This is a genomic window from Nonomuraea sp. NPDC004580, from assembly GCF_040609855.1.
GTDB classification, from domain to species: Bacteria; Actinomycetota; Actinomycetes; order Streptosporangiales; family Streptosporangiaceae; genus Nonomuraea; species Nonomuraea salmonea.
This window is the reverse complement of the sequence record NZ_JBEXLH010000009.1, coordinates 1-18,621: the sequence shown is the minus strand read 5'-3', so window position 1 is coordinate 18,621 and position 18,621 is coordinate 1. Positions and strand designations below refer to the sequence as shown.

Sequence of the window (18,621 nt, the reverse complement as noted above, 5' to 3'; positions counted from 1 at the left end):
GTCGCCCGCCGCTGTGGCCGCGCCGCCGCCCTGGCCCGGGCCGCGGGCCCGGCCGCGCCCCCCGCCGCGGCTTGCGGCCGTCAGGCCGGCTCCGTCGCCTGGCGCCGACTGGAGAGGACCACCATGCCGCCGATGACCCGCGAGACCCATGAGGACGCCGCCGAACGATGCCGGTGTCGGGCCTGGCCGGCGGAGTGAGGCCGAGTTCCGCGCGAGTTCGACGAACCGCTTGAGGAACCCAGGAACAGCCCGGACCGAAACCGGTGGCGGGCACTGCCGACCTCACCCGCTGTGGCTTTCTGCCACGCCCTCCTTCGGGGCTCATCGCCGGAGCCGAGCAGAAGCCTCATAGATCCTTGCGCATGAGAACGCACATGGTCTCGTGGCGACGGATCGAGCCGTCCGGTGCTTCCTCGTCCCATGCCTCCGACTTTCGGCCACAGGCGACATAGCCCAGACGTCCGTACAGGGCGCGAGCTCGAGGATTGTTCTCCTCGACAGCGAGTTCCGCCCTGCGCAGGCCGCGGTTACCGATGCGCTGTTCGGCGGCCTGGATCAGCAGCGTTCCCAGGCCTAGGGACTGAAGCGCCGGAAGCACGGCGAGCTGCCATAGCGTTCCGGCCCCCTCACTGAGCTGGTAGTCGACGCCGCCGATGGCGACTGGCAGGTTCATGGGAGTGCATACCGCCAGATAGTCCACTTCTCCCTTCGCGGCGCGCGCCAGCGCCTGTTCCACATGGCGCAGATGGCCGGCCGATCCCGACCATGTGCACGCGGGCAGGTCACGGGGCAGGAGGTCGCGCACGGTAACGGGGATGGCGACGGTGGCCTTGATGGGACGGTGGGCATCGATCACCGGTGTGAGGATGCCAAGTAACACAACAGCATGGCAACGCGTTCATGGTCCTCCGAGCGGTCCGTTCCACCAGCCGCGAGTAGCTGATGGTAACCGGAAGCTCGCGGACGGACGCCGCAACGTCGCCCCCTACCAGTCGGAGGGCATGGAGCTGGTGTCCGAAGACGGGACAGATCGCGGGCCGCGTGCAGACTCGGTGAGGCTCGACGGCCCACACCGACGCTGCCCCGCTTCAGGAGCTGCCGGTGCTGGTGTGAGGCCCCAGCTCGCGGACGATCCGGGCGAGGGCCCGAATGAGGCCGGTCTCGGCCTCGCTGCGCCAGACCAGGGCGTACGGCAAGGGGTCCAGGTCCCGGATGGGCAGGTAGACGATGCCGGGCCGAGCCCCGTACCGCGCCATGTGGGCCGGGAAGCAGGTGACGATCTCGCCGATGCTGGTCAGGCTGAGGATCTCCTCGGTGTTGCGCACCATGGGGCCACGCTGGATCGAGCGGCCGTTACGGGTGTGGGAGGGCACGTAGCTGTCGAACCAGTAGTCGGGCCTTGACTCGACGTCGGGGTGCTGGAAGTCGCTCACCACGTCCAGCGCCACCGCCGTACGCCCGGCCAGCTCGTGGCCGGCCCCGACGGCCAGCACGCGCGGCTCGGCGTAGAGGACCGGGCCGACGGTGAGGTCGGGCTCCTCGATGGGCAGCCAGGCCACCAGGACGTCGACCTCGCCGCTGCGCAGCGCGCCGAAGGGGTCGCTGAAGGCCGGGTGCCGGATGGTCAGCCGCCAGCCGGGATGGCGGGCGCGGAAGGTGTCCCAGTAGACGCGCAGGTCGTACACGTTGAGGGGCAGCATGCCGACCCGCAGTACGGCGGTGATGCCCTGGGCGGCCAGGCGGGCGCGTTCGAGACTGTCACGCAAGCCGGCATAGACAGGCGTCAGGTCGTCGCGGAGCTGCCGGCCGAGCGGGGTCAGGCGGATGCGCCGGCGGTTGGAACGGTCGAACAACGCGCCGCCCAAGCGTCGTTCCTGCTGGCTGACCGCCTGGCTGATCCGCGCCTGGGACACGTGCAGCCGTTCGGCCGCGCGGCCGAAGTGCAACTCCTCGGCCAGCGTCAGGAAGATCTCGATGTCCCGCACTTCCACCGGCGCTCTCTCCTGTCATGACGGGCCCGTTACCGGCACGGCGCTGACGGCCGACCGTGCCACCGGAGCAGCTGATGGTCACCCTAGATCGTCAGGGTCGCCACGACATCGTCTCGGGGATGATGCGCACGTACAGCGGCGTCGGCAGAGCCCAGGCTACGGCGTCGCGCAGGACCGCGGTCATCGGGTGGGCGGCCTGGGCCGGCCGCTACGTGGGCGGGAGGCGTCCCCGATCGTAGGCGGCGGGCCCGGCAGGCACCTGCCGCACGTGCTGGTGCGAGGGGCACGCCGGCACGGACGGCTACGAAGAACATCTGAAGGCGGTGCGGAGGCGCCACCTGCCGTCATAACTGGTGCGTTATCGGGAGGCCCGCGAAGTTTGTGTTGATCGGGATCGGCGCCTTCGACGAGGGTTGGTGCCGGCCACCTTGGCCGCCGGCACCGCGTTCACGGCTGCAAGCACGCCGGTGTGTGCCGAACTCTGCCGAACATCACCTCCGTGGAAGGAATCAACTATGCGTGCACGGATGACCAACCCCGCCTACGTGCTGCCCGGCGGCATGAAGGGCATCGGTGCGATCTTCAAGGCGGTCAACGAGGGCGGCATCTCCCATGAGGTGCAGGAGCTCGTGGGCCTGCGGGCGAGCCAGATCAACGGTTGCGGCGCCTGCGTGCACGCCCACACCCAGGCCCTGGTCAAGGCCGGGGAAACCGTCGAGCGGATCGCCGGCGTGGCCGCCTGGCGGGAGGCGCCGTTCTTCAGCGACGCCGAGCGGGCCGCGCTGGAGCTGACCGAGGCGGTCACCCGGCTGGCGGACCGTTCCGGCGAGGCGGTGGACGACGAGCTGTGGGACCTGGTCGCCGACCACTACGACGAGAAGCAGATCTCCGCCCTGCTCCTGCTCATCGGCGTGACCAACCTGTTCAATAGGCTCAATGCCGCCATCAAAGAGCCCGCCGGTGCCACCTGGACGTGACCTGGACCGACGCGCCGGGCATGGCGGCGATGTTCGCCGCGCACGACAGGCTGCGCGGCGAAATGACCTCCCTGGCGCGGCTCACCGTCCGGGGCGGCCGGAACCCCCGCCGCGTCTTGCGCACCGCCGCTGGCTGGCGCTCGTTCAAACACGCGCTGCGCGTGCACTTCGCCGCCGAGGACAAGGCGCTGTGGCCACCGCTGCGCCACGCCTTGGCCCACCGGCCGGACAGCCTGGCCCTGCTGGAGGCGATCGAGGCCGAGCACACCGCGCTCCACCTGCTCATCGAGGTTATCGACGAGCAGGTGGCCGCGCCCAGTCAGGCCCTTGCCGACGCCGGGCCAGGCGCGCTCGGCGACCTGACCGACTCCCTGGTCACGGGTCTGACCGGGCACCTGGCGCATGAGGAGCATGCGGCGCTCCCGCTGCTCCGGCAGACCATCACCCCACCCCAGTGGGCGCATTTCGCCCATCTCCACACCCGGCTGACCGCCGCCGACGCGGCGCAGACCGGCCCAGAACGTTGGAGCACCACACCATGACCACCATCGCGCTGATCACCGGCGCCACCAGAGGCATCGGCCACGCCACCGCCAAGCTCCTCTCCGAGAACGGCGTCACCGCGATCCTCGGCGCCCGCGACACCGTACGGGGCGAGGAGGCCGCCGGGCCACTCGGCCTGCCGTACGTCCGGCTCGACGTCACCGAGCCGGACAGCGTCCGGGCGGCGGCCGCGTGGATCGGGCGGGAGCACGGCCGGCTCGACATCCTGATCAACAACGCCGGGATCACCGTCCCCGACGGCCCGCCCAGCGGCACCACGGCCGAGGAGGCCAGGAGGGTCTACGAGACCAACGTGTTCGGCGTCATCGAGGTCACCAATGCGATGCTGCCGCTGCTGCGCCGCTCGCCGGCGGGGCGCATCGTGAACGTCTCCAGCGAGCGCGGCTCGCTCGGCCGCGCCCTGGACCAGGGGCATCCGCTCTGGCCGATGCTCAACCTGGCCTACACCTCCGCCAAGGCCGCCCTCAACATGATCACCATCGCCTACGCCAAGGAACTGTGGAACACCCCGATCAAGGTCAACGCCGTTGACCCGGGATGGGTCAGGACCGACATCAATCACAACGCGGGGACCAAAAGTCCGGAGGAGGGCGCCGCACCGATCGTGGACATGGCGCTGCTCGGCTCCGACGGCCCCACGGCCGCCTTCGTCCAGCACGAGGGTCCCCTCCCATGGTAGTTCCGGAGGCAACAGCCGATCCTGATCAGTGCCGCTCCCGCCGCCGGCGGGAAGCCGGCGGCAACATGCTGAGAACGGACATCTATTTCGCCTGGACCGCACCGCGCAACGGCGCGTACGGTCCGCTCGATCAGGTTCTCGGCCCGTTGCAGCGAACCGGGGTCATCGCTCGGCCGGGCGGGAAGAAGCACTAGATCGCAGGCCACAAGGGGCGTGTCCCACGTGTCCTGAGGGCGCGGGAACCCAGAGGTCATTTTTTTTGTACGTGGTAGGCGCGCACGATCCCGTCGGGTGCGGAGAAGGCAGGCATGGCGAGCCCGGACAGAGCCTGCCGTTCCGGCGGCAGCATGACGATCCGCGCGAAGACGGCGTCACGCCTTGGACCTCAATCGGGCAGAAGGGCGCCGCGCCGCGCCCGCCGGGTGGCGGCCAGTCCTCCCGCCAGGCCGCTCACCGCGCAGACCAGCACCAGCCCGGCGTACTGCGGCAGCGAGTAGGCGAACCGCAGCTCGCCGGTCGCGGCCTTGCCGAGCATGGTGAGCGAAGCGGCGGCGATGCCCGTTCCAAGCAGCGTCCCTGCACACGTCACGATCATCGTCTCCCAGCACACCACCCTGGCGAGCTGCCGCGGCCTGGTCCCCACGGTCCGCAGCAGCCGGATCTCATCGGCGCGTTCGGCCATCGTCATGGCGGTCGCGTTGAGCACCGAGAGGACGGTGTAGAGCACCGCCGACCCCACCAGCGCCGGAGCGACCCATGCCGACGGCCCGGTACGGATGACGCCCGCCGCCGCGTCGGTGGTCGCCACGGTGAACAGGAAGGTGCACGCCAGCGCGACGGTCAACATCACCGGAGATGCGGCCGACATCGCGCGGCGCGGCTGAGCGACCAGGGAGGACCTGGCCAGCATCCCCGCCCCCGGATCGAGCCGGGCCACCACGGCTCCGAGCAACCAGCCCATCCCGCGCAGCGCGACGGGGCCCAGCGCGGAGGCGCCCACGCAGAGCACCATCGTCGCCCCCAGCGCGGTCGGCGCCGCGTTCGCCGGCTCGACCTGCGGCACAAGCCACAACAGCACGACGCCCGCCACCAGCGCCAACACCCCGATGACCGCCCGCGGCCAGGGCAGCAGCCGCCGCTGCGCCGCGCTCTCCCGCAACACCTCCAGCGGGCCCACACCTACCGCCTTGCGCGCCGCGACCCGAGCCGCCAGCAGCGTCACCGCCAGCCCGACCACCAGCGCCACGATGAACGGCCCCGTCGCGACCTCCACCGGGACGCCCCTGGGCGCCAACCCGGTAGCCCGCATGAACGCCGCCATCAGCACGGCGTACGGCACGGCCAGCAGGCAGCCCGCCACGGCCGCCAGCACGGCCACCACCAGCGCCTCCGCCGTGATGAGCCGGCTCACCTGACGCGGCGTCATGCCGACCGACCGCAGCAGCGCCCAGGTCCTGCGCTGCCGCAGCACGTGCAGGCTCAGCATGCCCGCGACCACGAAGACCGACACGAACCCCGACACCGCGGACGACAGCACCAGCAACCCCATGACGCCGTTCAACTCTTCATGAGTGGCCGCGCCGGTGACCACCAGGCCACTGCCACCGATCAGCATCACGGCCAAGACCACCGCCGCGAACGAAGCGGCGAAGCCCATCGGATTGGTCCGTACGTTGTTCCAGGCCAGGACGAGTGTCACCGGCGGCCGCCCAGCCGCATGCCGATCTGGTCGGCCGAGGGCCTGTCCAGGACGTCGACGATCCGCCCGTCGGTCAGGAACAGCACGCTGTCGGCCCGGGCCGCCGCGTCCGGATCGTGCGTGACCATCACCACCGTCTGACCGAACGCGTCGACCGCCTCCCGCAGCAGCGCCAGCACTTCATGTCCGGTGCGGCGGTCCAGCGCCCCGGTCGGCTCATCGGCGAACAGCACCTCCGGCCTGCCGAGCAGGGCGCGGGCGATCGCCACCCGCTGCTGCTGGCCCCCGGACAGCTGCGCCGGTCGATGCCCCTCCCGCCCGGCCAGCCCGACCCGGTGCAACAACTCGCGCACCCGTGACGGGTCGGCCCGCCGCCTGGCCAGGCTGCTGGGCAGGATCACGTTCTGCCAGGCGGTCAGCGACGGCACCAGGTTGAACGCCTGGAAGATGACGCCGACCCGGTCGCGGCGCAGCACCGCCAGTTCGTTCTCCCCGAAGCGGGTGATGTCCTGTCCGGCGATGTGCACCGCCCCCGAATCCGCCCGGTCCAACCCCGACGCACACTGCAGTAGCGTGCTCTTGCCCGACCCCGACGGGCCCATCACCGCAGTGAAACTACCGCGCGGGAACCCGATGCTGACCTGCCGTAGCGCAGCCACTTCGGTAGCGCCTTTCCCATATGTCCTGGTCACTTCCTCGAGGAGGACCGCATGATCAATCATGATCAGCAGCGTGCCGCAACACGTGCACCCCGCCCATCCGGCATCTCCCTGATCAGCCCCTGAGGCTTCTTGCACGCCCCTGACATCTCACGCCACGGCGTGACAGCGACGAACGAGAGTGCCTGCTGAGCTTGCCTGAGTCCGCGGCCCGGCAACAGCCGGTCGATCTACGCGGGACGTTGTCGCGTCCGGACCGAGCTGCCCGTGCTGGCCAGGAGCCGGGCCCGGAGCAGCAGGACCTGCACGCCGGCCAGGCAGCGGGTGACGCCCTCGGCCGGCAGCTCAGCCCGATCGCCTACGAGAAGTCGGCAGATAGCCTGAAGTCCTGCTGCCTGAAATCGGGGTCCATGTTCATGGGGCAAGCCCCACCGGTGCAAGGGAATCCTTCCTGCGTTTTTGCGACACTGTGATAGTGCGGGAGCGGATGGTTGCGGCCGACGCCATTCATGAGCGGCTCGCGGAGGCCCGGGCGGGACGTGGCGGGGCGGTGTTCGTCCACGGGGACGCCGGGATGGGGAAGAGCTGGCTGCTCGGCGGAATCGCCGACGCCGGCTTCCACGTCGGACGCGCCCACGGCTCGCCCATCGCGTCGGGGGTCCCCTTCGATGTGATGACTCAGGCCCTGGCGGCTCTCGGTGCCGGCGACCAGCCGGCCGACACCCTGGCGGGCCGGTGTCACCGCATGTGGCAGGCCCTGGTGTCGTGGTCGGGCGATCCTGTGCTGCTGGTCGTCGACGATCTCCACTGGGCCGACGCCGACTCGCTCACGCTGCTGGCGTTCCTGTGCCGCCGCCTGGCCGCCTCCCGGGCAGCGGTCGTGGCGGCCCTGCGGGCCTGGCCGCCCGCCGCTCTGGACCTCGCGCGGGACCTTGAGGAGAGCGGGTGCGCGCGCACGGTCGAGCTCGAACCCCTGGGTGAGCGGTCCTCCGCCGCCTTCCTCGCCCGGCGGACCGGCCACGAGCTGCCGGCCCCGATGGCGCGCACAGTGTGGGCGATGTGCGCGGGCAACCCGCTGCTGCTCGACCACGTCGCGCGGCTGCTCGCCGACGGCGCGGACCTGGGCTCGCTGGAGACGCGATCGCCCGATCTCGCGGGCCGGGAGCTGCTGGTCCGGCGGTTCGTCGGGGCGACGCCCGAGGCGATGCGCTGCGCGCGGGCGGGCAGCGTCCTGGGGCTGTCGTTCGATCCAGGGGCGGCGTTGGAGCTGGCGGGCCTGGACACCGAGGCGGGCGACGACACCGTCGCGGGTCTCCAGCGGGGGCGCCTCCTGCGGGAGGCTCCCGGCGGGCGGGTCGAGTTCGTCCATCCGCTGTTCCAGCAGATCCTCTACGAGGAGATGCCGACCTCGACTCGCTTACGGCTGCACGCGCTGGCGTTCGCCCTGCTGATGCGGCGGGGGTCGCGGGCCGAGGCGGCCGAGCACGCGCTGCGCGGGAACCTGGCCGGCGACCGGCATGCCGTCGCCGCGCTGGAACGGGTCGGCCGCGACGCGCTGGCCGCCGGCGCGACCGAGACGGCCGCGCGCTACCTGGCGGGCGCCCATCGCCTGGCCGGAGACCACGCCGACCCGGGGCTGGGGCTGGCCGCAGGCCAGGCCCTCATGGCGGTCGGCCGGGCCGCTGAGGCGGTCGCGCTGCTCGGGGCCGTCTCCCGCCATCCCGCCGCCGACGTGGAAACCGCCGCGCAGGCCGCCTGGATGGCCGGCCGCGCCGGTTTCCTCACCGGCGACCATCGACAGGCCGAACGCGACCTCGACCGGGCCGCCGAACTGGCCGCCGAGCGTGCCCCTTCGATCGCCGTCGAGGCGCTGCTCGACCACGCCAACTTCCAGCACCTGATCCACGGAAGCCGGGCGCTCCCCTTCGCCGCCCGGGCCCGGGACCAGGCCAGGGAACATGCGGCCGGCGTCGGCGCGGCCCTGCGCCGGAAGGTCGCCTCCGCACACGGCTACATCGCCTACCTCGGCGCTGACCTGGCCGGACTCGACGAGGTCGTGCGGGCGGCCCGGGAGATCGAGGAAGACCCGCAGGCCCAGCTGACCGACGTGCAGGGCACCTGGGGGGCGCTGAGCAACCACGCCTTCGCCGCGAAGTGGGCCGAGCGCTTCGACGAGTGCGAGCAGGCGTTCACCCGGGTGATCGCCGCCGCCGAGTGCGCCGGGGCGATCGGCACCCTGAGCATGCTGTACGCCTCCCGCGCCGAGTTCCTGGTGCGCGTCGGCCGGCTCCGCGAGGCCTTCGCGAGCGTGGAGCAGGCCCGGGCCGTCAAGGATCTGGCCCCGATCTCCGAGCGCTACGTGGCCGCCGCCCAGACCTGGCTCCTGCTGCTGTCGGGCGACTTGGAGGAGTGCGAGCGACGCTGCGCCCAGGTCGAGCACAGCGCGTCGAAGCTGAGCGACGTCGGCACCCTGATCGTCGTCTGGTACGTCCGGGGCCGCCGCGCCCTCCACGAGGGCGACCTCGCCACGGCCTGCGCGCAGTTCGACCTGCTCGACGAGACGACCCAGCGGGTCGGCATCTTCGAACCGTGCCTGGTCCCCTTCGCGCGGGACGCCGCCGTGGCGTACACGAGAACCGGGCGGCGCGAGTCAGCCGAGCGGCTGGTCGCGCGGCTCGAAGCGGTCTCGGCCTCGCTGCCCTGCGTCTGGCCGCGGATCGCGGCCGCGACCGGGCGGGCCCTCCTGGCCGACGACCCCGCCGTGACGGAGGCCGAGTTCGCGACGGCCCTCGCCCTGCACGACACCACCGACCAGCCCTTCGAGAAGGTGGAGACCCAGCTCCTCTACGGCGCCTGGCTGCGTCGGACCGGCCGGCCCGCGCGGGCCAGGCCGATGCTCGCCGACGCAGCGGCCACGGCCGCCCAAGCCGGGGCACGGTGGCTGGCCGCACGGGCGCACGAGGAACTCCGCCGCGCCGACGGCCGCCGCCGTACCACTGACCCCCAGGCGCTGACCCCCGCCGAGACCCGGACCGCGACCCTGGCCGCCCAAGGACTCACCAACGCCGAGATCGCCGAACGGCTGTCGATCACCGTCAGAACCGTGGAGACTCACCTGAGCAGGGTGTACACGAAGCTGCGCATGTCCCGCCGCGACCTCATTCGGCGCGGTGCGACGCCCTAAAACATCCGTGGTTCCCCCGATGCCCGCGTGAGCGGCCCGATCCGATCCTGGGTGTACCGAACTCACCCGTTGATCCGGCAGGCCCCGTCAGGCGCTCATCGAATTCGCGAGTCTGTCTCGCGCGGTAGGCACCTGCGTCTGAGAGCACCATGGCACCGATTTCAAGGAGAAACATGGAGAAAGACAGCAGCGGATCGATGCCCCGCCGCAGCATGATCAGAACGGGCACGGCCGCCGGGCTCGGAGCCATCGGCCTTGCGGCGGTGACCGCGAGGCCGGCCTCGGCCGATCCAGCGCCCCTCCCCAGCGGTCTGTCGCAGCAGACTCCCGCCAACTGGAAACTCCCCGGCGAACAGATCACCTTCCAACCGGCCGACTTCGACGTTCTGGATCTGACCCTGCATGTCGTCCCCGAACTCAGGATCTGCGCCTTGGCGGTGAAGCTGGCGGAGAAAAACGGCGTCGTCTATCCCATCACGAGTCACGCGACCATCGCCCGCCTGCTGCCCGGCGAGAAGTTCAGCGCCGCCGGGCACCACATCACCGCCGCGGCGATAAGCCGGTACGTCCCCGAAGAGTTTTTTCCGATCAACCACCCGGGCGAGTTGGCGGAGCGGCTCTACATGGCGCTGCTGCGGTGCCGCGCCGAGAGCTCGGCGCTGATGGCGCGACGGTCCACGCCAGCCGGTGCGACACCGACGCCGGAGCAGTGATCCCGATGTCGACCACCCAGTACGCACTCTGCGACCCCTCCATATGGACGGCGCTGTACAACGGCCCGAGCTTCGGGGCCATGAACCTCACCCACCGGCCGGGCGACGGGCTCGTGACCGTCGAATGGCGCCGGTACGGCGCGGACCCGCCGTTCTACGCCAATGGCACCGTGTACAACCTCAGCGGCACGACGACCATCTGGCACGGGGTGCCGACGGCGTACGTCCGGATCGAGGTCAGACCGAACGGACGTTTCGCCTACCTCATGGTCGCGTGAACGCGGACGCCGAAGTGCTCGGGCCCCGGGAAACCGGGGCCCGAGCACTACCGGCATGCGGGGAGTTCATCGATCACCGATGAATGCGTTTCGGATGGTCGGTGACGCCAGAATGAACATCGCAATCCACTACAAATCTGGTCATTGGTGGTATTTCGTACAGGGTGGGTTTGCTTGTGGCCGCCGTTCGAGGAAGATCGGAGATGCCCGCGGCATCGGCACGGGAGGGACGGCATGGGCCGACGGCAGAAGCCACTCGACGGCTCCACCGAAGCCGAGCGCTTCGCCCTGCGATTACGCGAGCTGCGGGCCGGGCGGGGGTTCACCATCCGGCGGCTGGCCGACAAGGCCGGCTACGCGCCCAGCACCCTGTCCAAGGCGGAGTCGGGGGATCAGCCGCCGTCGTGGGAGGTGACGGAGGCGTTCGTCCAAGCGTGCGGGGAGGATCCGGCCGGCTGGCGATCCGACTGGCTGGCCGCCAACGCCGCCTCTGTGAAGGACAGCGAACCCACCGCCCCCGCGGATGAGCCCGTGCCCCGGCCGCCCGCGCGCCGACGGCGGCTCTACGCCCTGATCGGCGGAGGGCTGGTCGTCGCCGTGCTCCTCGGCGTCCTGGTCCGGGTGCTGATCCCCGGCCGGCAGCCGGTCTCCTCCGCGGCTCCCCCGCCCGAAAGGACGGGGGAGTGGCGCGAGCTGACGGAGGTGCTGCCTCCTGACCCCGACGACCCCCGCGACGGCATGGACCCGATCCGTACCGGCTGCGGCTCCCCGGACGTCGCCGCGACGGTGATCACCCTGGACGACGTGCCGGTGCGGCTGCCGCAGGGCACCGAGTTCGGCCGCCTGCGCCTGCGCCACCAACCGTCGTGCCGGGCGAGCTGGGGCCAGGTGCTGGGCCCGCACGGCTCCGGCCGGGTGGTGCACATCGCCGTCTACCGCACCGCCGATCAGGTGTACGCGCCCAGCTCCTTCAGCGGCCAGGAGTCCGCCAGTTACGGCAACATGCTCATGACCACCCAGGGCTGCGTCTACGCCGAGGCGTACGTACGCACCCCGCAGGGCGACGGCCCCGTCGCCCGTACCCGCTGCGCGTAGGACGTCAGCAGGGGCCGTGCCGGTGGCGGTCGCCCACCCGGATGCCGCGGGACCCGGGCACCATGTCGGTGTAGGCGTCGTCGTAGCCGCCCGGCACCCGGTACGTGCTGACGTAGGAGTCGTAACAGGTCTGCACGTAGAACCAGGTCTCCGGGGTGCTCCTGGTGATCCGCGCCCACGAGGCGTCGCACGCGCGGCTGTAGCGGCGCTCCAGGTGCCCGTACCGGGTGGTGAGGCGGTAGGTGGTGCGGCCGTCGTGGTGGCAGCCCTGCGCGATCGGGTCCAGCCCGGCGCACCGCTCGCCGCGGCAGGTCGGCTTCGACTCCTTGGCGGCCGAGCCGATGCTCCGCTCGCGCTCGGCCGAGGCGGTGTCCCGCTTGCGGCCGGGGTCGTGCTGCGCGTACGCCGCCGACGCGGTCAGGAGCAGGCCGGCGGCCAGCGTGACGGCCGTGAGGGCTCGGTACATGCTCTTCCTCCTTCGAGGTGTGGGGGACGTGACCTTGAGGTTTCCCTGTCCGCCCGCCACGAGGAAGGCCGCCCGAACAACCGTGAACAATCGAACATTCGCCGAGAACGACCGGCTCGCCTCAGATTCCGGGCTGTGCGGGCCGGGTTCTTCGACCAGGCCGACGTGGACGCCGACGGCGTCGTCGTCGGCTGTGGGGGCGTTACGTCGTGGAGAGGGCACCTCGACGACGGTCCCCAAGCGACATGCCCTTTGTCCTGTGAACGCCCGCTCCATGGCCGGCGCCCAGGGGCAGCACATCCCGCTGCGCTACCGCGCTGGGCCGGTCCCGGAGTGCACAGCCGGGTGAGCGATCGCCGGCTGATTCCACGACGACGGCTGCCGGGGTGACCGCTTCGTAGACCTCGTTGAGAGCGTCAAGGGCGTCGCGCCGTGCGACGTCGTGGATGGGCTGTTCGCGGCGCCCCTTGTGGGTTCGGACGTGATATATACACCTTAAAGGGGTGAACGAAATTCACGTTCGGCGCAGGTCGCCCTCGGACGCGCTCCCGCCGGCGCTCATCGGCCGCGACGACGCCATGGCCGCGATGGTCGCCGCGGTGTCACAGGACGCCCTCGTGCTCGTCGAGGGCGAGGCCGGCATCGGCAAGTCCCGCCTGCTGGACGAGTGCCTGGTCGATCCCGCCTTACGCGGCCGTACCGTGCTGATGGCCGCCTGCCCGCCGCTGCGGGAGCCGTTCCCGCTCGGCGCGGTGGTGGACGGGCTGCGGGTCTTCGATGACCACTTGGGCGAGCTGGCGCTGAGCCCGCTCGCCGGTGCGCTGCGCACGCTGTTCCCCGAGTGGGCGGCGTGGCTGCCGCCGGCGCTGGAGGCGCTGCCCGACCCGCAGGAGACCCGCCACCGGCTCTTCCGCGCGCTCGGCGAGCTGATCGACGCGCTCGGCGTGGACGTGCTCGTGGTCGAGGACGCGCACTGGGCGGACACGGCCACGCTCGACTGGCTGCTCACCCTCACCACCTCGCGTGGCGCCGCGCGCTCGATCGTGGTCACCTACCGGCCGCTCGAGGTCGGCGAGGGCTCGCCGCTGCTGCGCCTGACCTCACGCCCGCCCAGGAACATGTCCTGGGAACGCATCGCGCTGGAGCCGCTGGACGTGCCGCAGACCGGCGCCCTGGTGAAGTCGATGTTCGCGACCGCCGACGTGTCCGACCGCTTCGCGGCCTTCCTGCACGAGCACACCGGCGGCATCCCGCTCGCGCTGGAGGAGACCGTACGCCTGCTGCGCGCCCGGCGCGACATCTTCCGCTCAGAGACCGGCTGGCGCCGCCGCATCACCGAGGAGCTGCGCGTGCCGCCCACGGTGCGCGACTCCGTCCTGGAACGCGTGACCCGGCTCGACCCGGCCACCCGCGCCGTGCTGGAGGCCGCCGCCGTGCTGGAGGCGCCCGCCGGCGAGGCGCTCATCGCGGCGGTCGCGGACCTCGGCGAGGCCGCCGTCCAGGACGGCCTGGCCGTCGCGCTCGCCTCCGGCCTGCTGCGCGAGTCCGGCCGGGGTGCGTTCTGCTTCAACCACGTTCTGGCCTCGCGCGCGGTCGCCGAGGCGACCCCCATCCCGGCGCGCCGCCGGCTGCACCACCGCGCGGCCCTGGCCCTGAGCGAGGGCGAGCACCCTCCCGTCGTACGGCTGTGCCGCCACTTCCGCGAGTCCGGCGACGTCGAGGAGTGGTGCCGCTACGCCGAGGCGGCGGCCGAGCTCGCCATGGAGGCGGGCGACGGCCACACGACGGTCGCCATGATGCTGGACCTGCTGACCGCCGCCGACCACCCGGTGGAGCGCCTGGTCCGCCTGGCCAGGCGGCTCGGCGCGGCCGTCTCCGTCACCGCCGAGCCGCTGCTGGGGCTGGGGGAGCGGGTGCGCGCCGCGCTGGAGGAGACGCTCGCGCATCCCGGGCTGCCGGCCGAGGCCAGGGGAGAGCTCGGGCTGAGACTGGGGCGGCTCCGCTTTCACCTCGGCGAGTTCGAGGCCGCGATGGCCGGCCTGGAGGCCGCCATGCCGGATCTGGCGGACCGGCCCGACCTCGCCGTCCAGGCCATGCTCCTGCTGGCCAACCCGATGATCCGCGCCTGGCCGCGAGCCCGCCACCTGGAATGGGCCGGCCGGGCGGAGCGGCTCTTCCCGCTGGTCCGCCTGCCGGTCGAGCGGGCCGCGTTCCTGTCCAACCAGGCCGCGGCGCTGCTCTGCCTCGGCGAGGAGGACGGCTGGCGCGTGGCGCGCGCCCTTCCCACCGACGGGGACAGCCGCCTGGAGCGCCAGGAGATCGCCCGGGGGCGGCTGATGGCCGGTCAGTTCTGTACGTTATGGGGCCGGCACGACGACGCCCGCGCCTACCTGGACTCCTCCGCGGCGCTGGTGGAACGGGCGGGCTACCGCCGGATCGAGGACGTGCTGAGGCTGGCGCGGGCGCACCTGGCGTGGCACGCCGGGCACTGGGACGGCCTGGACGACGTGGCGGCCGAGCTGGCCGGCTCGGAGACGGCCGACGAGGCGACCCGCCTGGAGGCTCGCATGATCCTCGGCTGCCTTGACCTGGCGCGCGGCGCACCGCAGCGGGCCGAGCAGCGGCTGCGCGAGGTCCTCGCCGCCAGCCTGGCGCGCGGGCACGCGGACCCGTTCATCTTCCCCGACGTGGCGCTGGCCAGGATCCTGCTCGCGCGCGGCGAGCCGGAGGCCGCGCTGGAGATCACCGAACCGATGCTGGAGATGATCGCCCGCAAGGACGTGTGGCTGTGGGCCACGGAGCTGCTGCCGGTCCACCTGGACGCGCTGCCGGCCGTCGGGCGGACGGACGAGCGGGCCCGCCTGGCGGCGGCCTTCTCCGCCGGGATGGCGGGGCGTGACGCTCCGGCCGCCGCCGCGGCGGTCGTGACCTGCCAGGCCATGGTCGCCGCCGACCCGGGGGAGGCGGCGGGCCTGTTCGCCAGGGCCTCGGCGATGTGGGCGGCGCTGCCCCGCCCGTACGATGCGCTGCTCGCCGCCGAGCGCCGGGGCCGCCGGCTGCTCGACGCGGGCGAGCGCGAGCGGGCGTTGACGGTGCTGGAGGAGAGCCAGCGGGAGCTGGCCGCGCTGGGCGCGCGCTGGGACGCCGACCGGGTCGCTCACCTGCTGCGCGAGCAAGGGGTCGAGGTGGCCAGGCCGTGGCGCGGCGGGCGCAAGGGGTACGGTGACCGCCTGTCGCCGCGTGAGGTGGAGATCGTCCGTCTGGTGGCGCTCGGATGGACCAACAAGCGCATCGCGGAGAGCCTGATGCTGTCGCCGCGTACGGTGGAGCGCCACCTCAGCGCGGCCATGCGCAAGCTGTCGGTCACCACGCGCACCGCCCTGGTCACCACGGCCGCCGCCGACGGACTGCTGGACGAGGCACCGACATAGATCGCTTTTTCCCCATTAATTGGGTGATTTCCCGACTCGCGACGTCGGCCGGTCCACCTGATCATGATCTTCATGTCCAACGATCAACCGGACGTCGAGCCGGACGCAGTGCCCGATGCAGTGCCCGATGCAGTGCCCGACGCCGAACCCGACGTCGAGCCGGATGCCGTTTCTGATGAGGGCCCTCTGAGCGAGCCGGCGCCCGACGGCGCACACGAGCCGCTGTGAACCAGCACGTCGTGCGCCTGCCGTACAGGCGCGGTCAGAAAGCGGGACAGAGATGACAATCCACCACCGGTTAGGCTCCGCACGCCTCCTGGTCACGGCCGGCCTGGCGCTGGCGCTGGCGGCGGGAGCCGCACCCGCCGCGGCGGCCCCGCCACGGGACCCCACCCCCCACACCACCGGACCCGCCACCGCAGCGCCTGAGGCGAGCACCTCGACGGTGACCCTGCTGACCGGCGACCGCTTCCAGGTCGACATCGACGAGCGCGGCGGCCAGCAGGTCAGCAGGCTCCCCGGCGGCGGCCCGGCCGGGGGCACGTTCTCCCAGTTCACCCTCGGCGGCGACACCTACGTCGTGCCGTCAGAAGCGGTGCCCTACCTCGGCAAGACCATCGACCTGCGCCTGTTCAACGTCGGCTACCTGGTACGGGCCAAGCTGGACGACGAGCACAGCGACACCCTCCCGGTCACCGTACGGGCCGGTCGTGCCCAGGCCGAAGCCCTGCCCGGCACCAGCGTCACCGCCGCCGCCGGCAGCGCGGCCACCGCGACGGTGACCAAGAAGGAGGCCCCGGCGCTCGGCAGGCTGCTGGCCGAGACCTGGCGCGCGGCGAAGGGCGACGCCGTCGGCACCCTGCCCGGAATCGAGCGGATCGAGCTGGCCGTCCCCGCGGGCGCTCCCGAGCCGCCGCCCTCGCCGCTGGCCAGCGACAAGCCCGCCGACGCGCCCACCGCCAAGGCGGCCGGCGGGGAGCTGAGCTACTACATGCTGACCGTCGACTCCATCGCCAGGGACGGCACGCCCGGCACGATGATCGGGGCCGTCCAGAACGTCAGCGACGGAGCCCTGGCCACCTTCGCCTTCGCCTACCCGGGTGAGGGCAAGAAGTCGTTCATGGTGCCGGAAGGCACCTACAGCATCATGGCCAGCGTGCTCACCGCCCCGGCCACCGACCTCACGTCGGAGACGGCCCTGGTGATCGAGCCCGAGGTGCGGGTCGGCGCCGACACCAGCGTGGTGCTGGACGCCAGGAAGGCGGTCCGCTACCGGCCGGAGCTGGCCTCGCTGCCGCGGGCGCCGCTGATCCGCTCCGAATCCCTGTCGTTCGTCCGCACCAGCGCCGCGGGAGACGAGACGGGCATCGGCCCCTCGGGACTGCTCGCGGGTTTCATCTGGAAGACCTACTCCGACCCGGTCACCGGCAACCCCGACCTCTACGTCACCCCGACCAAGCGGGTCAAGAAGGGCGACTTCAAGTTCACGGGCTTCACGCTGCTGGCCGAGAACGCCGACTCGGGGCCCGAGATGGGCGCGACGTACAAGCTGGTGTTCGCCTACGGCGACGCCGTCCCGCGCGAACTGACGCCGGTCGTCAGGAAGTCGGAGCTGGCCACGGTGCGCTCCACGCTCTACAACACGGCCTCCGACGCCGCCTCGCCAGGACCTGTGACCCGGGGGTCCTTCGTGTTCCTGCCATGGGGGTGGTCCGACGCGAGCCACGGCTACCTGCCGGCCGCCGGTGACCGCGTCGACTACGTCTACAGCACCAGGCCAGGCGAGACGTACTGGCAGCACGTCATGTCCGCCGACACCAACGAGGTCATCCTCGGCGAGCGCCGCAGGCTGCGCCCCGGCCAGACGATCGAAGAGGTGTGGAACCTCGGCCCCCGCACGCCGTCGGCGGCCGCCACCTACGTGCAGGAGACCCTGCTCGGCATCGGCGGCCCGAGCAGCAAGGTGGACGAACCGCTGCTGCAGGTCTGCCTGGCGTGCCGGCAGGGCTCGCTGGGCTCGGTCTACCTGAACGGCTTCGCCGACTCGGCGCCGCTGCACTCGACGTCGGAGGCGTACGCCGCGTCGCGGACCACGTTCTACCGGGACGGCAAGCTCGCCTTCGACCTGGGCGCCGGCGGCTACCGGCCCTATCGGCCCATGCCGTTGTCGCTGCCGCTGGCGCCGCGCCCGGCAGACTACCGCCTGGTGTGGGACTTCGCCGCCCAGGGCAGTCCCCAGTCGCCGAGCCGTACCGAGTGGACCTTCCGCAGCGGCCCGCGTGACGCCGCCGCCAGGCTGCCCCGTACCGTGCAGTGCGCCGACTCCACACGCCCATGCTCCTTCCTGCCGCTGCTGTTCGTGCACTGGGACCTGTCGCTCGACCTCGACTCCCGGGCCAGGGCCGGGCGGCGGTTCGACGTCGCGTTCCGGGTCTCGCGCCAGGAGCACCAGGCCCGGCCCACCGGCGTGCGGGCCACGGTCGAGGTGTCGTACGACGACGGCAAGACCTGGTCGGCTCCGAAGACCGCCACCTCCAGGCGCGACGGCACCTTCACCGCGCCGATCACACATCCGGAGTACTCCGAGCCGGTCCGCTGGGTGTCACTGCGGGTCAAGGCGCGGGCCGGTGACGGCAGCACCGTCACCCAGACCAACATCCGTGCCTACCGGCTCGCCGGCTGACCGGGAGACCTGACATGCGCACTTATCGATGGACGACGCTCGGGGGCGTGGCGGCGATGCTGCTCACCACGATCGCCCCGCTGACCCTCCTCACGACATCCGCCGCGGCGACCGCCGCGCCGCCCGCCACGAGCGCGGCCTGCCCCAACATCAACGGCGTATCGGAAGAGGTACTCGACGCGGTCGCCCAGGCCCTTCGCCT

Annotated in this window: 16 protein-coding genes; 11 read left to right on the top strand and 5 right to left on the bottom strand. The window is 72.0% G+C overall.

Features of this window, described 5'->3' with window-relative positions; translation table 11 throughout:
• Positions 1-346: 346 nt before the first annotated feature.
• Together ABZW11_RS12415 and ABZW11_RS12410 are read right to left on the bottom strand one after the other, a co-directional pair.
• A complete protein-coding gene (locus ABZW11_RS12415) occupies positions 347-856 on the bottom strand; it encodes a GNAT family N-acetyltransferase (RefSeq protein WP_355415583.1) in 510 nt (169 codons plus the stop codon).
• Between the two features lie 232 nt (positions 857-1,088).
• Positions 1,089-1,991 carry a LysR family transcriptional regulator gene (locus ABZW11_RS12410; protein ID WP_355415581.1) on the bottom strand — a complete coding sequence of 301 codons (903 nt, stop codon included), beginning with the start codon at positions 1,989-1,991 and terminating at the stop codon, positions 1,089-1,091.
• Positions 1,992-2,506: 515 nt separating this feature from the next.
• Here ABZW11_RS12410 and ABZW11_RS12405 point away from each other — a divergent pair.
• The 3 genes from ABZW11_RS12405 to ABZW11_RS12395 are packed head-to-tail and all read left to right on the top strand — an operon-like array spanning position 2,507 to position 4,211.
• A complete protein-coding gene (locus ABZW11_RS12405) occupies positions 2,507-2,968 on the top strand; it encodes a carboxymuconolactone decarboxylase family protein (RefSeq protein WP_355415579.1) in 462 nt (153 codons plus the stop codon).
• Positions 2,965-3,510 (top strand): hemerythrin domain-containing protein, encoded by a 546-nt coding sequence (locus tag ABZW11_RS12400; RefSeq protein WP_355415577.1) that lies wholly within the window; start codon positions 2,965-2,967, stop codon positions 3,508-3,510. Before ABZW11_RS12405 ends, ABZW11_RS12400 begins: the two co-directional genes overlap by 4 nt.
• On the top strand, positions 3,507-4,211 hold the full coding sequence (locus ABZW11_RS12395) for an SDR family oxidoreductase (RefSeq protein WP_355415575.1): 705 nt from the start codon (positions 3,507-3,509) through the stop codon (positions 4,209-4,211). The genes ABZW11_RS12400 and ABZW11_RS12395 overlap by 4 nt, the downstream gene beginning before the upstream one ends.
• A gap of 385 nt (positions 4,212-4,596) precedes the next feature.
• Here ABZW11_RS12395 and ABZW11_RS12390 read toward each other — a convergent pair whose 3' ends face one another.
• Complete coding sequence (locus ABZW11_RS12390; RefSeq protein ID WP_355415573.1) at positions 4,597-5,910, bottom strand: FtsX-like permease family protein; 1,314 nt, start codon at positions 5,908-5,910, stop codon at positions 4,597-4,599.
• Positions 5,907-6,632: an ABC transporter ATP-binding protein gene (locus tag ABZW11_RS12385; RefSeq protein WP_355415571.1), complete on the bottom strand. Its 726-nt coding sequence runs from the start codon at positions 6,630-6,632 to the stop codon at positions 5,907-5,909. Before ABZW11_RS12385 ends, ABZW11_RS12390 begins: the two co-directional genes overlap by 4 nt.
• A gap of 412 nt (positions 6,633-7,044) precedes the next feature.
• On the opposite strand from ABZW11_RS12385, the gene ABZW11_RS12380 reads away from it, so the two are divergent.
• The 4 genes from ABZW11_RS12380 (at position 7,045) to ABZW11_RS12365 (ending at position 11,839) form a co-directional block, all read left to right on the top strand.
• Complete coding sequence (locus ABZW11_RS12380; protein ID WP_355415569.1) at positions 7,045-9,753, top strand: AAA family ATPase; 2,709 nt, start codon at positions 7,045-7,047, stop codon at positions 9,751-9,753.
• Positions 9,754-9,926: 173 nt separating this feature from the next.
• Entirely contained in the window at positions 9,927-10,466 is a 540-nt protein-coding gene (locus ABZW11_RS12375) for a hypothetical protein (protein WP_355415567.1), read from the top strand.
• A 5-nt stretch (positions 10,467-10,471) separates the two neighbouring features.
• A complete protein-coding gene (locus ABZW11_RS12370; protein WP_355415565.1) occupies positions 10,472-10,744 on the top strand; it encodes a hypothetical protein in 273 nt (90 codons plus the stop codon).
• A 234-nt stretch (positions 10,745-10,978) separates the two neighbouring features.
• Entirely contained in the window at positions 10,979-11,839 is an 861-nt protein-coding gene (locus ABZW11_RS12365; RefSeq protein ID WP_355415563.1) for a helix-turn-helix transcriptional regulator, read from the top strand.
• 4 nt (positions 11,840-11,843) lie between these two features.
• Here ABZW11_RS12365 and ABZW11_RS12360 read toward each other — a convergent pair whose 3' ends face one another.
• Positions 11,844-12,305, bottom strand: coding sequence for a DUF2690 domain-containing protein (locus tag ABZW11_RS12360; protein ID WP_355415561.1), 462 nt, complete (start codon positions 12,303-12,305; stop codon positions 11,844-11,846).
• A gap of 503 nt (positions 12,306-12,808) precedes the next feature.
• Between ABZW11_RS12360 and ABZW11_RS12355 the strand changes: the two genes are divergently transcribed.
• The 4 genes from ABZW11_RS12355 to ABZW11_RS12340 form a co-directional block, all read left to right on the top strand.
• Positions 12,809-15,736, top strand: a complete 2,928-nt coding sequence (locus ABZW11_RS12355; protein WP_355415559.1) for a LuxR C-terminal-related transcriptional regulator — start codon at positions 12,809-12,811, stop codon at positions 15,734-15,736.
• Positions 15,737-15,808: 72 nt separating this feature from the next.
• Positions 15,809-15,964: a hypothetical protein gene (locus ABZW11_RS12350; RefSeq protein ID WP_355415557.1), complete on the top strand. Its 156-nt coding sequence runs from the start codon at positions 15,809-15,811 to the stop codon at positions 15,962-15,964.
• A gap of 52 nt (positions 15,965-16,016) precedes the next feature.
• Positions 16,017-18,419, top strand: a complete 2,403-nt coding sequence (locus ABZW11_RS12345; protein ID WP_355415555.1) for a hypothetical protein — start codon at positions 16,017-16,019, stop codon at positions 18,417-18,419.
• Positions 18,420-18,433: 14 nt separating this feature from the next.
• The coding region (locus ABZW11_RS12340) for a hypothetical protein (RefSeq protein WP_355415553.1) at positions 18,434-18,621 on the top strand (188 nt) is incomplete at its 3' end.